General features: G+C 66.3%; 17 protein-coding genes. 8 read left to right on the top strand and 9 right to left on the bottom strand.

Features of this window, described 5'->3' with window-relative positions; all coding sequences use genetic code 11:
* The first annotated feature begins 54 nt into the window (after nucleotides 1-54).
* From ACE10Z_RS29175 to ACE10Z_RS29190, 4 genes are all read left to right on the top strand, one after another.
* Nucleotides 55-3,423 (top strand): ATP-binding protein, encoded by a 3,369-nt coding sequence (locus tag ACE10Z_RS29175; RefSeq protein WP_375783843.1) that lies wholly within the window; start codon nucleotides 55-57, stop codon nucleotides 3,421-3,423.
* The gene (locus ACE10Z_RS29180; protein ID WP_375783844.1) at nucleotides 3,413-4,339 is read left to right on the top strand and encodes a response regulator; all 927 of its coding nucleotides are present in this window, start codon (nucleotides 3,413-3,415) and stop codon (nucleotides 4,337-4,339) included. The genes ACE10Z_RS29175 and ACE10Z_RS29180 overlap by 11 nt, the downstream gene beginning before the upstream one ends.
* A gap of 96 nt (nucleotides 4,340-4,435) precedes the next feature.
* A complete protein-coding gene (locus ACE10Z_RS29185; protein WP_375783845.1) occupies nucleotides 4,436-5,314 on the top strand; it encodes a LysR family transcriptional regulator in 879 nt (292 codons plus the stop codon).
* Between the two features lie 165 nt (nucleotides 5,315-5,479).
* A complete protein-coding gene (locus ACE10Z_RS29190) occupies nucleotides 5,480-6,154 on the top strand; it encodes a peroxiredoxin-like family protein (RefSeq protein ID WP_375783846.1) in 675 nt (224 codons plus the stop codon).
* 54 nt (nucleotides 6,155-6,208) lie between these two features.
* Here ACE10Z_RS29190 and ACE10Z_RS29195 read toward each other — a convergent pair whose 3' ends face one another.
* The gene (locus ACE10Z_RS29195) at nucleotides 6,209-7,204 is read right to left on the bottom strand and encodes an AraC family transcriptional regulator (RefSeq protein WP_375783847.1); all 996 of its coding nucleotides are present in this window, start codon (nucleotides 7,202-7,204) and stop codon (nucleotides 6,209-6,211) included.
* A 130-nt stretch (nucleotides 7,205-7,334) separates the two neighbouring features.
* Here ACE10Z_RS29195 and ACE10Z_RS29200 point away from each other — a divergent pair, with 130 nt between their 5' ends.
* The 3 genes from ACE10Z_RS29200 to ACE10Z_RS29210 all read left to right on the top strand — a co-directional run bounded on the left by ACE10Z_RS29200 (nucleotide 7,335) and on the right by ACE10Z_RS29210 (nucleotide 8,963).
* Nucleotides 7,335-7,871: a carboxymuconolactone decarboxylase family protein gene (locus ACE10Z_RS29200; RefSeq protein ID WP_223968610.1), complete on the top strand. Its 537-nt coding sequence runs from the start codon at nucleotides 7,335-7,337 to the stop codon at nucleotides 7,869-7,871.
* A 35-nt stretch (nucleotides 7,872-7,906) separates the two neighbouring features.
* Nucleotides 7,907-8,413 (top strand): YkgB family protein, encoded by a 507-nt coding sequence (locus ACE10Z_RS29205; protein ID WP_375783848.1) that lies wholly within the window; start codon nucleotides 7,907-7,909, stop codon nucleotides 8,411-8,413.
* 355 nt (nucleotides 8,414-8,768) lie between these two features.
* Nucleotides 8,769-8,963 carry a hypothetical protein gene (locus ACE10Z_RS29210; protein ID WP_223968606.1) on the top strand — a complete coding sequence of 65 codons (195 nt, stop codon included), beginning with the start codon at nucleotides 8,769-8,771 and terminating at the stop codon, nucleotides 8,961-8,963.
* A gap of 37 nt (nucleotides 8,964-9,000) precedes the next feature.
* Here ACE10Z_RS29210 and cobF read toward each other — a convergent pair whose 3' ends face one another.
* The 6 genes from cobF to cbiE are packed head-to-tail and all read right to left on the bottom strand — an operon-like array spanning nucleotide 9,001 to nucleotide 14,118.
* A complete protein-coding gene (cobF, locus tag ACE10Z_RS29215; RefSeq protein ID WP_375783849.1) occupies nucleotides 9,001-9,750 on the bottom strand; it encodes a precorrin-6A synthase (deacetylating) in 750 nt (249 codons plus the stop codon).
* Nucleotides 9,751-9,757: 7 nt separating this feature from the next.
* Complete coding sequence (cobA, locus tag ACE10Z_RS29220; protein ID WP_375783850.1) at nucleotides 9,758-10,486, bottom strand: uroporphyrinogen-III C-methyltransferase; 729 nt, start codon at nucleotides 10,484-10,486, stop codon at nucleotides 9,758-9,760.
* Complete coding sequence (locus tag ACE10Z_RS29225) at nucleotides 10,483-11,793, bottom strand: cobyrinate a,c-diamide synthase (RefSeq protein WP_375783851.1); 1,311 nt, start codon at nucleotides 11,791-11,793, stop codon at nucleotides 10,483-10,485. The genes cobA and ACE10Z_RS29225 overlap by 4 nt, the downstream gene beginning before the upstream one ends.
* On the bottom strand, nucleotides 11,790-12,575 hold the full coding sequence (gene cobM, locus ACE10Z_RS29230; RefSeq protein ID WP_375783852.1) for a precorrin-4 C(11)-methyltransferase: 786 nt from the start codon (nucleotides 12,573-12,575) through the stop codon (nucleotides 11,790-11,792). The genes ACE10Z_RS29225 and cobM overlap by 4 nt, the downstream gene beginning before the upstream one ends.
* Nucleotides 12,572-12,940, bottom strand: coding sequence for a cobalamin biosynthesis protein (locus tag ACE10Z_RS29235; protein WP_375783853.1), 369 nt, complete (start codon nucleotides 12,938-12,940; stop codon nucleotides 12,572-12,574). The genes cobM and ACE10Z_RS29235 overlap by 4 nt, the downstream gene beginning before the upstream one ends.
* A complete protein-coding gene (cbiE, locus tag ACE10Z_RS29240) occupies nucleotides 12,937-14,118 on the bottom strand; it encodes a precorrin-6y C5,15-methyltransferase (decarboxylating) subunit CbiE (protein WP_375783854.1) in 1,182 nt (393 codons plus the stop codon). The genes ACE10Z_RS29235 and cbiE overlap by 4 nt, the downstream gene beginning before the upstream one ends.
* Between cbiE and ACE10Z_RS29245 the strand changes: the two genes are divergently transcribed.
* A complete protein-coding gene (locus ACE10Z_RS29245) occupies nucleotides 14,117-14,866 on the top strand; it encodes a cobalt-precorrin-6A reductase (RefSeq protein ID WP_375783855.1) in 750 nt (249 codons plus the stop codon). The two genes, cbiE and ACE10Z_RS29245, sit on opposite strands and share 2 nt — an antisense overlap.
* On the opposite strand, the gene cobJ is transcribed toward ACE10Z_RS29245, so the two are convergent.
* Together cobJ and ACE10Z_RS29255 are read right to left on the bottom strand one after the other, a co-directional pair.
* Nucleotides 14,842-15,576 (bottom strand): precorrin-3B C(17)-methyltransferase, encoded by a 735-nt coding sequence (gene cobJ, locus ACE10Z_RS29250; RefSeq protein ID WP_375783856.1) that lies wholly within the window; start codon nucleotides 15,574-15,576, stop codon nucleotides 14,842-14,844. The genes ACE10Z_RS29245 and cobJ overlap by 25 nt on opposite strands.
* Nucleotides 15,573-16,304 carry a precorrin-2 C(20)-methyltransferase gene (locus ACE10Z_RS29255; RefSeq protein ID WP_375783857.1) on the bottom strand — a complete coding sequence of 244 codons (732 nt, stop codon included), beginning with the start codon at nucleotides 16,302-16,304 and terminating at the stop codon, nucleotides 15,573-15,575. The genes cobJ and ACE10Z_RS29255 overlap by 4 nt, the downstream gene beginning before the upstream one ends.
* Nucleotide 16,305: the final 1 nt, after the last annotated feature.

Genomic DNA, 16,305 nt, shown 5'->3' on the forward strand with positions numbered 1-16,305 from the left:
TTTGGTACGGGATTTGCCCGCGATCAGCGCATCGTGGACCAGGAGTTCAAACGAGTGGCAGGGCGACAGCGGATAGACCGCGTCAGGCGCCAATACAATCAATGGGTCGCCAACCAGACGCTGGAAGACTACGCGCTGCGCTTCACCGCCAAGAGCGCGCGGCGCTGGTCCGCCGCCCGCGTCGCCAACACTGCCCTCGGCGCGATCTCCTTCCTCGCGCTGGAGGCGATCGGCGGCACCATCACGCTGAACTACGGCGCGATGAACGCCTCCGCCGCGATCCTGGTCGTCAGCGTCATCATCTTCCTCTGCGGGCTGCCGATCGCCTACCATGCCGCGAAAAGCGGCATCGATATCGACCTGCTGACCCGCGGCGCCGGCTTCGGCTATATCGGCTCGACCATCACCTCGCTGATCTACGCCTCCTTCACCTTCATCTTCTTCGCGATCGAGGCCGTGATCCTGGCCAGCGCGCTGGACATGTGCTTCGGGATCCCGCGGCCGATCGGCTACCTGATCAGCGCGGTCGTGATCATTCCGCTGGTCGTCTACGGCATCACGCTGATCAGCCGCTTTCAGCTCTGGACCCAGCCGCTGTGGGTGATCCTCCACATCATGCCGTTCGCGGCGATCGCCTGGGCCAATCCGCATTCGTTCACCGAGTGGCGCAAGTTCGCCGGCGAGCACGGCGACCCCGCGAGCAACCTCGATCTCCTGCTGTTCGGCACGGCCGCCTCGGTCGTCTTCGCGCTGGTGGCGCAGATCGGCGAGCAGGTCGACTTCCTGCGCTTCCTGCCGCGCGACCGCCGCACCTCGCGGAAGGCCTGGTGGATCGCGCTGCTGAGTGCCGGTCCCGGCTGGATCGTGCTCGGCGCGCTCAAGCTGCTCGCCGGCTCGTTCCTCGCCTTCTTCGCGCTCAGCCACGGCGTCTCGGCCGAGCACGCGGCCGAGCCCGCGAACATGTATCTCGAAGCCTTCCGCTACGTGCTGTCGCAGCCGGATCTCGCGATGGCGCTGACCGGGACGTTCGTGATCCTGTCGCAGGTCAAGATCAACGTCACCAACGCCTATGCCGGCTCGATCGCCTGGTCGAACTTCTTCTCCCGCCTCACCCATTCGCATCCCGGCCGCGTGGTGTGGCTGGTGTTCAATGTCGTCGTCGCCCTGCTGCTGATGGAGATCGGCGTCTACAAGGCGCTGGAGCAGACGCTGGCGCTCTACTCCAATGTCGCGATCGCCTGGGTCGGCGCGCTGGTGGCCGATCTCGTCATCAACAAGCCGCTCGGCTTGCGGCCGCAGCATATCGAGTTCAAGCGCGCCCATCTCTGCGACATCAATCCGGTCGGTGTCGGCGCTATGACGATCGCGACCGTGGTCTCGATCAGCGCATTCTACGGCCTGTTCGGCCCGACCGCGAAGGCGCTGTCCGCCTTTGTCGCGCTTGCGGTCGCCTTCATCACGGCTCCCCTCATTGCCTGGGCGACCGGCGGCAAGTACTACATCGCCCGCAAGCCGAAGCGGAGCTGGCAGAACATCGAATCGATCCAGTGCTGTATCTGCGAGCATGCGTTCGAGCCAGAGGACATGGCCGCCTGCCCGGCCTATGCCGGCCCGATCTGCTCATTGTGCTGCTCGCTCGACGCACGCTGCCACGACCTCTGCAAGCCGCATGGGCGGATTGGCGCGCAGGTCTCGGACGCCCTTGGCAAGGTGATGCCGCAGCCGATCTACGCCCGCATCAACTCGCAACTCGGACATTACCTCGGCGTGTTCGCGGTCTCGGCCGGTCTCGTGGCGCTGGTGCTCGGGCTGATCTACCTGCAGACCACCGCGGCCGTGCATGCCAACGAACTATTGGCCGACGTGCTCTGGAAAGTGTTCTTTGCGCTGACCCTGATCATCGGCGTCGTCGCCTGGTTGTTTGTGCTGGCGCAACAGAGCCGGCGCGCCGCCGAAGACGAAACACGCCGGCAGACCACGCTGCTGATCCAGGAGATCGACGCCCACAAGCGCACCGACGCCGAATTGCAGCGGGCCAAGGAAGTGGCGGAGGCCGCCAATCTCGCCAAGAGCCGATACGTCGTCGGCCTCAGCCACGAGCTCCGCTCGCCGCTGAATGCGATCTCCGGCTACGCGCAGCTGCTGGAGCAGGACGACAGCCTCCCGGTGCGGCCACGCGGGCAAGTGCGCGTGGTCCGCCGCAGCGCCGATCATCTGTCTGGTCTGATCGACGGCATCCTTGATATCTCCAAGATCGAGGCCGGCCGCCTCTATTTATCGCGCGACGAGGTGCGGCTGAGCGATTTCCTCGAACAGCTGGTCGGCATGTTCCGCCTGCAGGCTGCGGCCAAGGGCATCGACTTCGTGTTCAGGCGGCCGACCGTACTTCCGGTCGTGGTCTATGCCGACGAGAAGCGGCTGCGGCAGATCCTGATCAACCTGCTTTCGAACGCGATCAAGTTCACGCAATCCGGCAAGGTGCAATTCGTGGTGCATTATCGCAGCCCGGTCGCCGAGTTCGAGGTGATCGATACCGGGCCGGGCATCCAGCCCGACGATCTCGAACGGATCTTCGCGCCGTTCGAGCGCGGCGCGCTCGGCGTCACCCAGCCGCAGACCGGCACCGGGCTCGGCCTCACCATCAGCCGCCTGCTCGCGGGTGTGATGGGCGGCGACATCAAGGTCTTGAGCACGGTCGGCACCGGCAGCACCTTCCGCGTCAAGCTGCTGCTCTCCGAAGTCACCAATCCACGCCGCGATGCGCCGGTCGACGCTCCCGTGTACGGCTATCACGGCCCGCGCAAGACGATCCTGATCACCGACGATGACCCGACCCACCGCGACCTCCTGCGCGAGATCTTGGCGCCGCTCGGCTTCATCCTGCTCAGCGCACCGGATGGAGCGGGCTGTCTCGCGCTCGCGCAGCATTGCCGGCCGGACATGTTCCTGCTCGATATCTCGATGGCAGGCATGGACGGCTGGACGGTCGCCGAGACCTTGCGTTCCGAAGGCCATCACCAGGCACGCATCCTGATGATATCCGCGAGCGCATTGGAAGCCCATGGCGCGCCGCTGGCGCAACCGTTCCACGACGGCTATTTGATGAAGCCGATCGACATCCCGCGGCTGCTCGAGAGCATCCGCCAGCTGCTCAAGATCGAGTGGCAGTACGAGGCCGAGCAGATTCCATCCCCGCAATGGAAGCCCGACACGGGCTCGCGCCCACCGGTGAAATATGTCGAAGAGCTGATCAGCCTCGGCCAACTCGGCTATATCAGGGCGATCCAGCTCAAGCTCGACGAGATCGGCAACGAATGTCCTGAACATGCCGATTTCGTCGGCCAGATGCGCACGCTGATCGACCGGTTCGATCTTGATCAATATATGGCGACGTTGAAAACATTGCACAGCTATGACCATTGAACAGCGAAAGCGCGACGTTGCCCTTGTCGTCGACGACTCGCCTGAGACGTTGCGCCTGCTGACCGACGCGCTCGACGGCGCCGGCATGACCGTGATGGTCGCGCTCGACGGCGCCTCCGCGATGCGCATCGTCGACCAGATCACACCCGACATCGTGCTGCTTGACGCCGTGATGCCCGGCATGGACGGCTTCGAGACCTGCAGGCGGCTGAAGCGCGACGCCGGGCTCGACGGCGTGCCGATCATCTTCATGACGGGGCTGGCCGAAACCGAGCACATCGTGCGTGGGCTGGAGGCCGGCGGCGTCGACTATGTCACCAAGCCGATCGTGGTCGAGGAAATGCTGGCGCGCATCCGGGTCCATCTCGCCAATGCGCGGATGACCCAGAGCGCCCGCGCCGCACTCGACGTCTCCGGCCGCTATCTGCTCGCGGTCAGCAGCTCAGGCGCGCTGCTGTGGGCGACGCCGCAGGCGCAGCGACTGCTGTCGGATACGCTCGCCGACGCCGCCGACAATTTCGTGCTGCCGGAGCCGATGCCGCAATGGCTCGAGCAGGCGCAGAAAAGCAAAGCCGGGCCAAGGACCGCGACGGTGGCGTCATTCCCCGGCAACGAGCAGCTTCGCCTGCAATTCATGGGCAAGCTCGGGCCCAACGAATTCCTGCTGCGGCTGGCCAAGGACACCAGCGGCGACATGCCGGCCGAGTTCTCCAGCGAGCTCGGCCTGACCACCCGCGAGGGCGAGGTGCTGTCCTGGCTCTCCAAGGGCAAGACCAACCGCGATATCGCGCAGATCCTGGGCCTCAGCCCACGCACCGTCGACAAGCATCTCGAGCAGATCTACGCCAAGCTGGGCGTCGAGAACCGCACCGCCGCCGCCGCGATCGCGGTCAACGCCAGGCATCGCAAGTCGTAGCCTGCCAGCTCCGCTGCCGGCGCGCGTCCGGAAATGGCTAATCGCCTCGGACCGTGACAGGATGGGCATGATCGCTCATTCCTGTGGAGAATAGCCATGGATCGTCTGGCGGCGATGGAGACGTTCGTGCGGGTGGTCGAGACCGGCTCGTTCTCCGGAGCGGCGCGACAGCTCCGGGTCGGCCAGCCGGCAGTCTCGAAATCGGTCGCGCAGCTCGAAGAATTTCTCGGGGTCAAGCTGCTCACGCGCTCGACCCATGGGCTCACCCCGACCGAAGCGGGGCTCGGCTATCTCGAGCGCGCCAGGCGCGCGCTTGAAGAGGCGGCCGAGGCCGAGACCGCAGCGCGCGGCGCCGGCGCCGGCCTCAAGGGACGATTGCGGATCTGCGCCGCCGTCACCTTCGCCCGGATCCATCTCATTCCGATGCTGCCGAAGTTTCTCGCGCAGCATCCGGAACTGGAGCTCGAGGTCGTGCTCGACGACCGCCAGATCGATCTCGTGCAGGAAGGCATCGACGCTGCCCTGCGCATGGGCAAGATGACGGACTCGACGCTGACCGCACGCCGCGTGGCGAGATGTAGGCGCCTCGTGCTGGGTACGCCGGCCTATTTCGACCGCGCCGGCACGCCGGCCACGCCGAGCGAACTGAGCCGGCACCAGGCCGTCGTTTATCTCCGCGAGGGCAGCGTGTGGTCGTTTCAGCGCGAGAGCACCGAACTCGCCGTCACGGTGCGGAGCCGGTTGCGGGTGACCGCGGCCGAAGGCGTCCGGGCTGCGGTGCTCGCCGATGCGGGGCTCGCAATCGCCTCGGAATGGATGTTCACCCCCGAACTCAAATCGGGCGCAGTGCGTGCGGTCCTGCCGGAATGGGGCCTCCCCGCGCTCGATCTCTGGGCTGTGCTTCCGACCGGGCGCGCCGCGACCGCCAAAGCGCGCGCATTCGTGAGCTTCTTCGAGCGCAGCTTCAATGGATGACGCGTCATCCGCCGGTTGAAGCGGTTCGCGCCTATTCCGGCCGGGAATAAGCGCTAGTCCAACGGCAGCGCTACCGTGCGCGGCCATCTCCTTTAGCTTCCTCCGTGTGATTTCAACAAACGGACGGCGCTGCCGTCCACCACGCAGAAGCCAAGGAGAACCGCCATGTCGCTGCAAGCCAAGCTCGACGCTTTCAAGGCCGATTTCGAAGCCGGAAAGCCGCCCTACAACGTTCCGCCAGCCGTCATCGAGATCATGCACCGCGCCACCGCGGAGCTGATCGCATCCGGTGCCGCCCAGCGCGCCAGGAAGGCGGGCGATGTCGCCCCTGCCTTCTCGCTCCGGGATCCCGACGGCAATATCGTCAACTCGGCCGACCTGTTGAAGCGCGGCCCGTTGGTGCTCAGCTTCTACCGCGGCGTCTGGTGCCCGTATTGCAACATGGAGCTGCAGGCGTTGGAAGCCGCCAGGCCGGAATTCGACAAATACGGCGCTTCGCTGGTCGCGATCTCGCCGCAGACCGCGCCGAACAGCCGGAAGTCGGTGCGTCAGAACAAGCTCTCCTTCCCGATCCTGTCCGACGTGAAGGGTCAGATCGGCGACGCCTTCGGACTGCGCTTCCATCTGCCCGACTATCTGGTCGCGCTCTACAAGCAGCTGAAGAACGACCTGCCGACCTTCAACGACGATCCGAGCTGGACGTTGCCGATGCCGGCCCGCTACGTCATCGGACAGGACGGCATGATCCTGTACTCGGAGGTCAACCCCGACTATACCCGCCGCCCCGAGCCGGAAGACATGATCGCAGTTCTGCAGCAGGCGGCTGCCGTGAAGGCATGACAGCGCGCGGAGCGGCCGCTGGCAATCGACCATCGGCCGTTCGCCTCTCGCAGGTTATTCATGCGCAGCCGGCGAACTCCCATTCGGATCTGCCGGTGTGGCGGGTCCGGCCAACACATCCTCTCCAGAATGCTGCGCCTTTCGCCACTGCGCCGGCGTCACGCCCATATGGCTCTTGAAGGCACGCTGAAATGCGGCCTCGGACTGGTAGCCGACCATCTCCGCAACGGCGCCGGTCGAAAGCGATGATCTCCTCAACTCGTTCGCCGCAAGCGTCATCCTGATATCGGTTTGCAGATCGCTGGCCGAACGCCCAAGCTTGTCCTGGAACTGCCGTGCAAGCGTGGCGCGCGACATGTTGCAGAGACGCGCAAGCTCCGGCAGCGACCATGCGCGCGCAGGCTGGTTGAACATGGCCGCCACCGCCGGCGCAAGACGGGGATCGCCGACCAGTGCAAGCAGGCCGTGCGACCTGTCATCGGTCTCGCTCGCAAGCCGCAGCACCAGCGCAAACATCGCCGTGGAGAGCGCGTCCAGCATGGCGCGGCCGCCGAGATGATCGTCGGCCGTTTCGCTGCGCATCAGGGACACGAGCCCGGCGAGCCGTGCGGCCGTTCCCTTTCCCGTCCGCGGGCCGGCATGCACGACGAGACGCGGCGGAAGATAGTTGCGCAACAGACGGTCGTGCGGAGGTGCAATCGCGAAGTGTCCGCACAGCAAATCAAGCCGCTCGTCCGAACCCAGGTTCTCGCTGATCGTGAAATTCTGTGCCGCCCGGTTGCGCGCCGGCAGCGGCGGCGTCCCGCTGCCGTCATGCATCACGTGTCGCGGGTTGCCGGGCAGCAGGAGAATGTCGCCGGTCTTCAGCAGCAACGGCCGACCGCCTGCGGGATCGTCCAGGATCGCCGAGCCGGCGAGCACCGCATGATAGGGGATCTCGTTGGTCGCGCCCGGCCCCTGGTCGATGCGCCAGGGCACGCTGTAGCTGCAACGCAGGTCGAGCCGCCCGCGCACCGGCATCATATCGAACAGCCGGCTGAGCCAATCCATGGCAGTCCCCCAAAACGACCGGATTGAGACGATCGAGCATATATCTTAGCTTAATAGGCATTCAGTGTCTCACATCTCAATCCTATTGTCACTCCGCAATCGTTCACCAACCCCAACAAGGAGTGCCACCATGTCCCGTCTCTCAGTCCCCAATCTCGAAACCGATACCGGCCCGTCGGGCCAGATCTACGCCCAGATCAAGAAGGCGGCCGGCAGCGTCCCGAACGCCTACGCGGCAATCGCCGCCCACGGCCCGGCTGCGCTCAAGTCGATGCTCGCCGCCGATGCGGTGCTTGCCAGCGGCAGCCTTTCCAAGCGGGATCGGGAGATCATCAAGCTGGTGGTCAGCGCCGCCGGCGGCTGCGACTACTGTGTCGCCGCGCATTCTCATCTCGCCAAGCTCGCCGGTGTGAAGGCAGACGCACTGAAGCAGATCCGCGACGGCGCGCCGACCGGTGATGCCAAGTCCGACGTGCTGATCGGCTTCGTCCGCAAGCTCGCACAGTCGAGCGGCACCGTCAGCGCCGAGGACTTCGCCGCGATCAAGGCCGCCGGCTACAGCGACGCGCAGCTGGTCGAGATCAGCCTGGCGTTTGCGACCATCGTCTTCACCAACGTCTTCAACCGCATCAACGACACCGACATCGACTTCCCCGCGGTCGCATGAAGCGACCGCGCGATGTCACACAAGGGATCACGACCATGACCGCACTTTCCAACACCACGCAAAGTCCACTTGTCCGCGCACTGAACAGGTCGGGCCTGCTCACTGAAGATCTCGACTATCACGTCGTCCGCACCGCGATGGTGATCATGTTCCTGTTCTTCGGGTACCAGAAATGGTTTCCGTACGAATTCGAACGGCTGGTCCCGTTCATCAGCAACGGGCCGCTGATCTGGTGGCTCTATCCAGCCTTCGGCCATGCCGGCGCCAGCTATTTCCTCGGCGCCTCGGAGTGGACGTTCGGCTCGCTTCTGCTGGCGGGTTTCTGGGACAAGCGCCTCGGCGTTCTCGGCGCCCTCGGCTCGACCGGCACCTTCATCGCGACCGTCACCATCATCCCGTTCATGCCTGATGGTTGGGACGTTGGCGCCGGAGGCTTCCCTGCAATGACCGGCAACGTGCCCTTTCTGATGAAGGACGTCGTTCTGCTCGCCGTGTCGCTCTACTTGCTGAGGCAGGACGTGGTTCGCCTGACGCGGCAATAGGTGGCGTCCGCTGATGGCGAAGGATCGCCGGCGAACCTCGCGTTCGCCGGCGATCGCGCGTTGATCGGGGATCGGAGGGACTGCGGGCGTCGCGACATTGCAGCCCATTGTTGCGCTGCGGGCAAGGGTCAGACCGTGCTTCGACGTTACGCCATAAGCTGTTGCCGAGTTTGCGGAATGCGTTGCAGTTGCCGGTCCGTTCCTGGGCGGGATCGGTTTGGCGGTCCGGATGTTCGATCTCGATCGCATCGGCGTTGCCATGCAGGAATGATCGGTCGCTCTCCCGGCCATGACCATAGTTCTGCCGTGCGGTCCGGGTTACAAGATACCGCCGGTGTTGTTCTGGGGTGAGTTGATGAAGAAGGACGACGTCACGTGTCCGCGCTGCGGGGCTGGATTCCGGCGCCTTGAGCTGTCATCCGGATCAGGGAGCAAGGGCGAGTATCGCTGCCCGGTCTGCGAGACAACCCTCGAACAGTTCGATGGCGACAAGCTCGTGGCCTACCGCCTGACGATACAACCCTCGATTCGCGGGCTGAAGACCGGATAGCCGCCCTGCTCCGTGGAATGCCGACGCAATCCCTCGATCACGATCGCCGCTTGAGGACGTAGCTGTCCATGATCCAGCCGTGCCGCTCACGCGCATCACGCCGCGCAGCGACGATGCGAGGGCCCGCCTCGGCCAACTCTCCCGCCATGAGGATCTGATCGGGCATGCCGAGATAGGCGCCCCACCAGATCTTTAAGCCCTCCGGATCCAGCGTCTGGAAGGCTGCGCCGCCGTCGAGCATCACGACGATGGTGTCGACGCCGGAGGGCCAGCCGGCCTCGCGCAACCGCCGGCCTGTCGTGACCAGGAACGGCTCGCCGATCTCGTTGAGCGGCAGCGCATGCGCCGCGCACAGCGCCTGGATCGACGTGATGCCCGGGATCACCTGGATCGAGGGCCGCGGATCGAGCCGTTGCGCAATCCGCAGGCTCGAATCGTAAAGCGAGGGATCGCCCCAGATCAGCAGCGCCACGCGCCCCTCGCCGCCGAGATGGCCCGCGATTTCCCGTGACCAGGCCGCGGCGACCGCATCGTGCCAATCGTCGACGCCCTTGCGATAGTCCTCCTCACCGGCGTCACGCACCGGCAGGTCGAACTCGGCAATGCGCGTGCGGTCGTTGTTCAACACCTCTGCGCAGATCGTTCGGCGCAAATCGGCGAGGTCGGACTTCGTAGCACCCTTGCGCGGGATCAGGATCAGGTCGGCGGCATTGATGGCGGCGATCGCAGCAAGCGTGAGCTGCTGCGGATCGCCGCAACCGATACCGATCAGGGACAGCGTCAACATGGCCGTATCAACCTTGCTCCGGTGCCAGCGCACCGAACAGGATGACGGCAGCCGCTGTGGCAGCGCCCCCATGCGTGAGCCGCTCGGCGAGCTCTGCGATCGTGGTGCGGACAATTCGCTCGTCGGCATGGCCGAGCGACTCTGCCAACAGCGCAAGCGTCCCGGGGGCGAGGCCGTGCGCGATCAGCCTTGCGGACAAGGCCGGAAAGGTGCGCCGGCCCATATAGACGACGGTGGTCGCTTCGGGATCGGCCAGCGCCGCCCAATTCAAATCCGCGGGCAACTCGCCCGTGACATCGGCGCCGGTCACGAACTGGACCCGGCGCGAGGTCAGCCGCCGCGTCAGCGGAATGCCGGCTTGCGCCGCGGCAACCGAGGCCGAGGTCACGCCGGGAATGATCTCGTAGCCGATGCCGGCCGCGCGCAACGCCTCGATCTCCTCCTCGAGCCGTCCAAAGATGCCGGCGTCACCGGATTTCAGCCGCACCACGCGCACGCCGGCCGCCGCGTAGTCGACCAGCAGCCGGCTGACATGATGCTGCTTCGCCGAGAGGCGGCCGGCGCGCTTGCCGACTGCGACGAGATTGGCGCCTGTGCGCGCGAGATCGAGGATCGCGCCCGAGGCGAGATCATCATAGAGCACCACGTCGGCCTCGCGCAGCCGCGCGGCTCCCTTCATGGTCAGGAGTTCGGGGTCGCCAGGACCTGCCGAGACGAAGGAAACGAATCCGCTCACCGGTCCTCCGCAATCAGATGGAAGAATGTACCCGTTGCGTTGCCCCGCCGTGACCCCGTCTCTGCAACAATCGCGCCGGTCGCATCACGCACCACCGCAAGCGGCGTGTCCGGCTGCGCGATGATCGTCGAGTAGTGAAACTCGTGGCCGCGCAGGCGCGCGCCGGGACCGTGCCCGGGCATCGCAGCGGCAAGCTCGGCGAGCCGGTAGCCCAGATGCATGCGGCGCTTGGCATAGCTGGTCTCAAGGCCGAGCAAGCCCGCCATCGAGTGGCGCACGCCTTCGGCATCGGTCAGCGCGGCGCCCAGCACCATGTAGCCCCCGCACTCGCCATGCACCGGCCTCGTCTCTGCAAAGGCGCGCAACTGCCCAAGAAATCCCTTGTTGGAAGCGAGCCGGGCGGCATGCAGCTCGGGATAGCCGCCGGGCAGCCAGCACACATCGGCGTTCGCGTCGGGACCTTGGTCGGCGAGCGGCGAGAACGTCACGATCTCGGCGCCGGCCGCGCGCCAGGCTTCCAGCATATGCGGATAGACGAAGGAGAATGCGGCGTCGCGCGCGAGCGCTATCCGCTGGCCAGGCGGCGTGATGTCGAGACTGCGCACGGCCGATTGCGGCGACCAGGCGCGCGCCGATTGCAACACGGCGTCGAGATCGACATGCTCGACGACGAAGCGTGCGGCCTCACTGATCAGACCGTCGATCTCGGCCTGCTCCTCGGCCTGCACCAGGCCGAGATGACGCTTCGGCAAGGCGATCTCGGCGTGTCGCGGCAGCGCACCCAGCACCGGAATGCGCGCAGCCGCCATGGCACTGCGCACCAGCGCTTCGTGCCGCGCACTGGCGACGCGGTTGAGCACGACCCCCGCAAGTCGCACGCCGGCGCGAAAATCGCGCAATCCCGCCGCAACCGCCGCCGCCGTCTGTGCCTGGCCGGAGGGGTCGATCACCAGCAGCACCGGCCATCCCGTCATCTCGGCAATATCGGCGGTGGCGCCGGTACCCGAGACGCCGCGTGTCGCGACGCCGTCAAACAGACCCATCGAGCCTTCGGCCAGCACCAGATCGGCGTCCGCACCACGGCCTGCCAGATACGCGATCGCTTCGCCCGCCATCGCCCAGCTATCGATGTTGACGGACGCGCGGCCCGTCGCGACCGCGTGAAAGGCGGGATCGATGTAGTCAGGCCCGCTCTTGAGGCACTGTACCTTCAGCCCGCGATTGCGATAGGCGCGCGCCAGCGCCAGGGTCAGCGTCGTCTTGCCGACGCCGGATGCCGGTGCCGAGATCACGAGCCCCGCGGTCATCGCGATGAGTCCGGAAAGCGCGGCTCCGGTCCGACCGGCCGGTAGCGGCGATCATAGTCGGCCGCATAGAGACGGCTCTCGGCGAATTCGCCCGCGCCGAGCGTCTTGCCGACCAGGATGAGCGCGGTGCGTTCCAGCTCGGGGCCAACCGCGGCATCGAGGGTCGCAAGCGTGGCACGCACGATGCGCTGCTCCGGCCAACTCGCGCGCCAGACGATCGCCACCGGACAGTCTGCGCCATAGTGCGGCGTCAGCTCGGCGACGACCTTGTCCAGCAGATGGATCGACAGATGGATGGCAAGCACCGCGCCGGTCGCGGCAAACGCTGCGAGCGTCTCGCCGTCAGGCATCGCGCTCGCCCGGCCCGGCGTGCGCGTCAGCACCACCGATTGCGCGAGGCCGGGCAGCGTGAGCTCGGCCTCCAGTGCAGCCGCAGCCGCAGAGAAAGCCGGCACGCCGGGCGTGACCGAATAGGGAATTTGCAACGCGCGCAACCGGCGCAGCTGTTCGCCCATTGCCGACCAGATCGAGAGATCGCCCGAATGCAGCCGCGCGACGTCCTTGCCCTCGGCATGCGCCGCAGCGATCTCGGCGACGATCTCGTCAAGCGAGAGCGGCGCCGTGTTGACGATGCGCGCATCCTTCGGGCAATGCGCCAGAACCCCTGCGGGCACCAGCGATCCGGCATAGAGACAGACCGGGCAAGAGGCGATGAGATCGCGCCCCCGCAAGGTCAGGAGATCGGCGGCGCCTGGGCCAGCACCGATGAAATGCACCGTCATTCACCGTCTCCTTCCGCGATCGCCGCAGTGGCCATCCGATCCTGCGACACGGCCCTCGCGGAAATCAGGCGCGCACCGCGTCCAGCGGCTGCGACCGCGGCTGCTTCGGCGACCGAACCCGTCCCAAACCTGGCCTTGATGAACCCGGATTGTGTCGCGGTTTGCATCTCAGCCAACATTTCGGCGGGAATGCTCCGGATCGGCAATCCGAGTTCCTGTGCCAACGCTTGCAATGCCACAGCATCGGCCTTGTCACTCACCGTCGCAACCGCCGCAAGGCCGTTGGGCCCGCCGGCTGTGTCGAGTGCTTCGCGCAACGACGCGACACTGGCATTACGCCTGAATCCCAAGCCCGCGACCTTCATCGGACCGCGCTCCATTGCACGATCGGGCGCGCGGCTTTCCAGGAGCGATACCGGCCCAACGGCTCGGCCTGAGCGATCTCCAGGCGCATCAATTCGCCGCCATAGCGCCGGTGCAGATCGGAGAGCAGCGCCTCGGTTTCCAAGGTCACAGCATGCGCGACCAGCCGCGCTCCCGGCGCGATGCGCGACCAGATCGCATCGAACATATCAGCATCGAGGCCGCCACCGATGAACACGGCATCAGGCGCTTCGAGGTCTGACAGAATGCCGGGGGCCTCTCCCTCAACAATGGCTATCCGATGCGTCAGGCCAAAGCTTGCAGCATTGCTGCGGATGTTGGCGGCGCGTTCGCTGCGGGCCTCGACGGCGATCGCCGTCCCGCCGCAGAGCGCCCATTCGATCGAGATCGAGCCGGAGCCGGCGCCGATGTCCCACAGCCGCTCGCCAGGGCGCGGCGAAAGCGCCGACAGCGCAAGCGCGCGGACCGGCCGTTTCGTCAGTTGCCCGTCATGCACGAAGAGTGCGTCGGGGAGACCCGAGCTGCGCGCGATCCCCTGCGCTCCCCTCGCCTCCAGTGCAACAGCGACCAGGCTGTCGCTTGAATCGCCCGCATAGCTGTCGGCGCAATGCTGCGCGATCGATTCTCGCGGTCCGCCAAGTGCCGAAAGCGTCCACACCGCCGAGGACCCCCAGCCACGCTCCGTGAGCCAGCGCGCGAGATCGGAAGCCGCTCTGCCGTCGCGCACCAGGCAGACGATCCGCGCGCCACGCGCAAGATGCGGCAACAACCGCTCGAACGGTGCGGCATGAAGACCGAGACAGACGACATTCTCGAGACGCCAGCCCAAACGTGCCGCCGCCAGCGAGAACGTCGACGGCGCGGAATGCGCGACCCATTCGCCGGGCTGCAATTTCCCGACAAGGCTTCCGCCGACGCCATGCCAGAACGGATCGCCCGAGGCGAGCACAACAGTCGGTCGCCCCCGGCATTCAAGCACGATCTCCGCATCGAACGGCACCGGCCAGACGCGGCCGCGGTCGGTGATTCCGGCCAGCGCGAGATGCCGTTCACCGCCGAACACCGTTTCGGCTTCACCAAGCGCCTTTCGGCTTGCGTCTGAGAGGCCGGCAAGGCCATCTTCGCCGATGCCGATGATGGTCAACCAGGGATTATCCATGATGCGCGCCCTGATCCTGGGCGGAACGGCCGACGCCAATTCGCTTGCCGCGACAATCGCGCGCGCGGGAATCGACGCGGTCTATTCCTATGGCGGGCGCACCGCCGCTCCCGCCGAACAACCTCTGCCGACCCGGATCGGCGGCTTCGGCGGCGTCGACGGTCTTGCCGACTATCTCCGTCGCGAAGGCATCACGCATGTGATCGACGCGACGCATCCCTTCGCGGCCGAGATGAGCCGCAACGCGATCGCCGCCTGTGCGCAAACCGCAACGCCGCTGCTCGCGCTCGAACGCGCGCCCTGGAACAAGACCTCCGGCGATCGCTGGATCGAGGTTGCGGATATCGTATCGGCGGTCTCGGCCCTGCCGGATAGCCGCGCCAACGTGTTCCTTGCCATCGGCCGCCAGCACATCGCGCCCTTCGGCGCCCGGCCGCAGCATGCCTATACGTTGCGTTTCGTCGACCCGCCCGACGAGACGCTGCCATTGCCCGATGCCGACGTCATCGTCTCGCGCGGCCCATTCACGCGCGAGGGCGAGCTCGAGATGATGCGCGCGCGCGCGATCGCGTGGATCGTCGCCCGCAATTCCGGCGGAGCTGGCGCGCGCGCCAAGATCGACGCCGCCCGCACGCTTGGCCTTCCCGTCATCATGATCACGCGGCCGCTGCTGCCCGAGCGGCCGCGGGTGGAAAGCGTGAGCGAGGTGATGGAATGGCTCGGTCATCGGACCTGCCTCGGCGCATAGACCCAGCGGCCAACCCGCCGCGTCGCCGAATTGCAAACGATCACGAGCGTCCGCATGTCGGCCATCTCGGGCTTCGCGTCGCGCAGTTCGACCGTCTCGATCCGCTGCTCGGGCGTGCTGACGGCGCGTGCGAACACCACGATGCGCGCGCCACAGCCCGCCTCTTTCAAGATCTCAAGCGTCCGCGCAAAGCCTTCCGGCCGGCTTGCCGAGCGCGGATTGTACATCGCGATCGCGAAATCGGCTTCGGCCGCGAGCCGCAGCCGCTTCTCGATCAGCGGCCATGGCTTGAGATTGTCGGAGAGGTTGATCGCGCAAAAATCATGACCGAGCGGCGCGCCGGCACTCGCCGCCGCTGCCAGCATCGCCGTCACGCCAGGCAGAACGCGAATCGGCAGGTCGTGCCATTGCGGTGCGTCCTCGAGCGCTTCAAACACGGCCGAGGCCATCGCAAACACACCCGGATCGCCTGAGGACACCACCACGACATGCCGCCCCTCCGACGCGAGCCGCAACGCTTCGCCGGCGCGCTGCAATTCCACGCGATTGTCCGAGGGATGCAGCGTGAGGCCGGCGCGCGGCGGCACGCGCGTGACATAAGGCGCATAGCCGACGATGTCGGTCGCCATCGCGAGCGCAGCGGAGACCTCCGGCGTGATCAGCGCCTCGTCGCCCGGCCCCAGGCCCGCGATGGTCAGCGTGCCGGTCATTGCGCCGCCCCCCTGCGCCGTCCCTGCCCGTGCACCAGCACGATCGCGAAATACGGACCGTCGGCCTCGCCGAGATCCGCGAGCCGCGCGACCCGCTGATCGGGCATGGTGCCGCGTTCGACCAGCCACGCATCGTCGAGACGGCCGGCGGACGCAAGCGCGCGACGGATCTTGCTCAGATTGCGGCCGGTCTTCATGACGACCAGCGCGTCGGAACTGCGCATCCGCTGCGCGAGCTCGGCCTCCGGCAGCGTGCCCATCAGAACCGTGGTCACATCGTCAGCGAGCGCGATCGGCTGGCCGACCGCATTCCAGCAACCGACCATGCCGGGAATGCCGGCAATCACCTCGATCTCGACCCGACCCTGCAGGCGCGCATGCAGGTGCATGAACGAGCCGTAGAAATAGGGATCGCCCTCGCAGAGAACGACAACGTCGATCACGCGCGCAAGCCGCGCCAGGCGCTCGGTCCATTCGTCATAGAAGCCCGCGAGCAGCCGCGCATAGTCCGGACTGTCGAAAGCGATCTCCGTGGTGACCGGATATTCCATCGGATACTCGCTGACGTCAGCGGCGAGCAATCCGTCCACAATGCGCCGCGCCTGTCCGGGCTGGCCCTTCTTGCGAAAATAGGCGACGTGCTTGGCGGCACGCACCGTCCGGTCGGCGCGCACGCTCATCAGGTCCGGATCGCCAGGGCCAAGCCCGCAACAGATGATGCGTCCCATC

The sequence above is a fragment of the Bradyrhizobium sp. Pha-3 genome (assembly GCF_042258615.1).
Classification (GTDB): Bacteria; Pseudomonadota; Alphaproteobacteria; order Rhizobiales; family Xanthobacteraceae; genus Bradyrhizobium.

What these genes read in the sequence shown, in the direction of transcription:
- ACE10Z_RS29195 (WP_375783847.1), bottom strand. Translation starts at nt 7,204, where the DNA reads ATGGATTGGCTCAGCCGGCTGTTCGATATGATGCCGGTGCGCGGGCGG.
- ACE10Z_RS29225 (WP_375783851.1), bottom strand. Translation starts at nt 11,793, where the DNA reads ATGACCGCGGGGCTCGTGATCTCGGCACCGGCATCCGGCGTCGGCAAG.
- ACE10Z_RS29200 (WP_223968610.1), top strand. Translation starts at nt 7,335, where the DNA reads ATGTCCCGTCTCTCAGTCCCCAATCTCGAAACCGATACCGGCCCGTCG.
- ACE10Z_RS29255 (WP_375783857.1), bottom strand. Translation starts at nt 16,304, where the DNA reads ATGGGACGCATCATCTGTTGCGGGCTTGGCCCTGGCGATCCGGACCTG.
- cobM (WP_375783852.1), bottom strand. Translation starts at nt 12,575, where the DNA reads ATGACGGTGCATTTCATCGGTGCTGGCCCAGGCGCCGCCGATCTCCTG.
- cobF (WP_375783849.1), bottom strand. Translation starts at nt 9,750, where the DNA reads ATGTTGACGCTGTCCCTGATCGGTATCGGTTGCGGCGATCCGCAGCAG.
- ACE10Z_RS29180 (WP_375783844.1), top strand. Translation starts at nt 3,413, where the DNA reads ATGACCATTGAACAGCGAAAGCGCGACGTTGCCCTTGTCGTCGACGAC.
- ACE10Z_RS29245 (WP_375783855.1), top strand. Translation starts at nt 14,117, where the DNA reads ATGATGCGCGCCCTGATCCTGGGCGGAACGGCCGACGCCAATTCGCTT.
- ACE10Z_RS29205 (WP_375783848.1), top strand. Translation starts at nt 7,907, where the DNA reads ATGACCGCACTTTCCAACACCACGCAAAGTCCACTTGTCCGCGCACTG.
- ACE10Z_RS29210 (WP_223968606.1), top strand. Translation starts at nt 8,769, where the DNA reads ATGAAGAAGGACGACGTCACGTGTCCGCGCTGCGGGGCTGGATTCCGG.
- ACE10Z_RS29235 (WP_375783853.1), bottom strand. Translation starts at nt 12,940, where the DNA reads ATGAAGGTCGCGGGCTTGGGATTCAGGCGTAATGCCAGTGTCGCGTCG.
- cobJ (WP_375783856.1), bottom strand. Translation starts at nt 15,576, where the DNA reads ATGACCGGCACGCTGACCATCGCGGGCCTGGGGCCGGGCGACGAGGCG.
- ACE10Z_RS29190 (WP_375783846.1), top strand. Translation starts at nt 5,480, where the DNA reads ATGTCGCTGCAAGCCAAGCTCGACGCTTTCAAGGCCGATTTCGAAGCC.
- ACE10Z_RS29185 (WP_375783845.1), top strand. Translation starts at nt 4,436, where the DNA reads ATGGATCGTCTGGCGGCGATGGAGACGTTCGTGCGGGTGGTCGAGACC.
- cbiE (WP_375783854.1), bottom strand. Translation starts at nt 14,118, where the DNA reads ATGGATAATCCCTGGTTGACCATCATCGGCATCGGCGAAGATGGCCTT.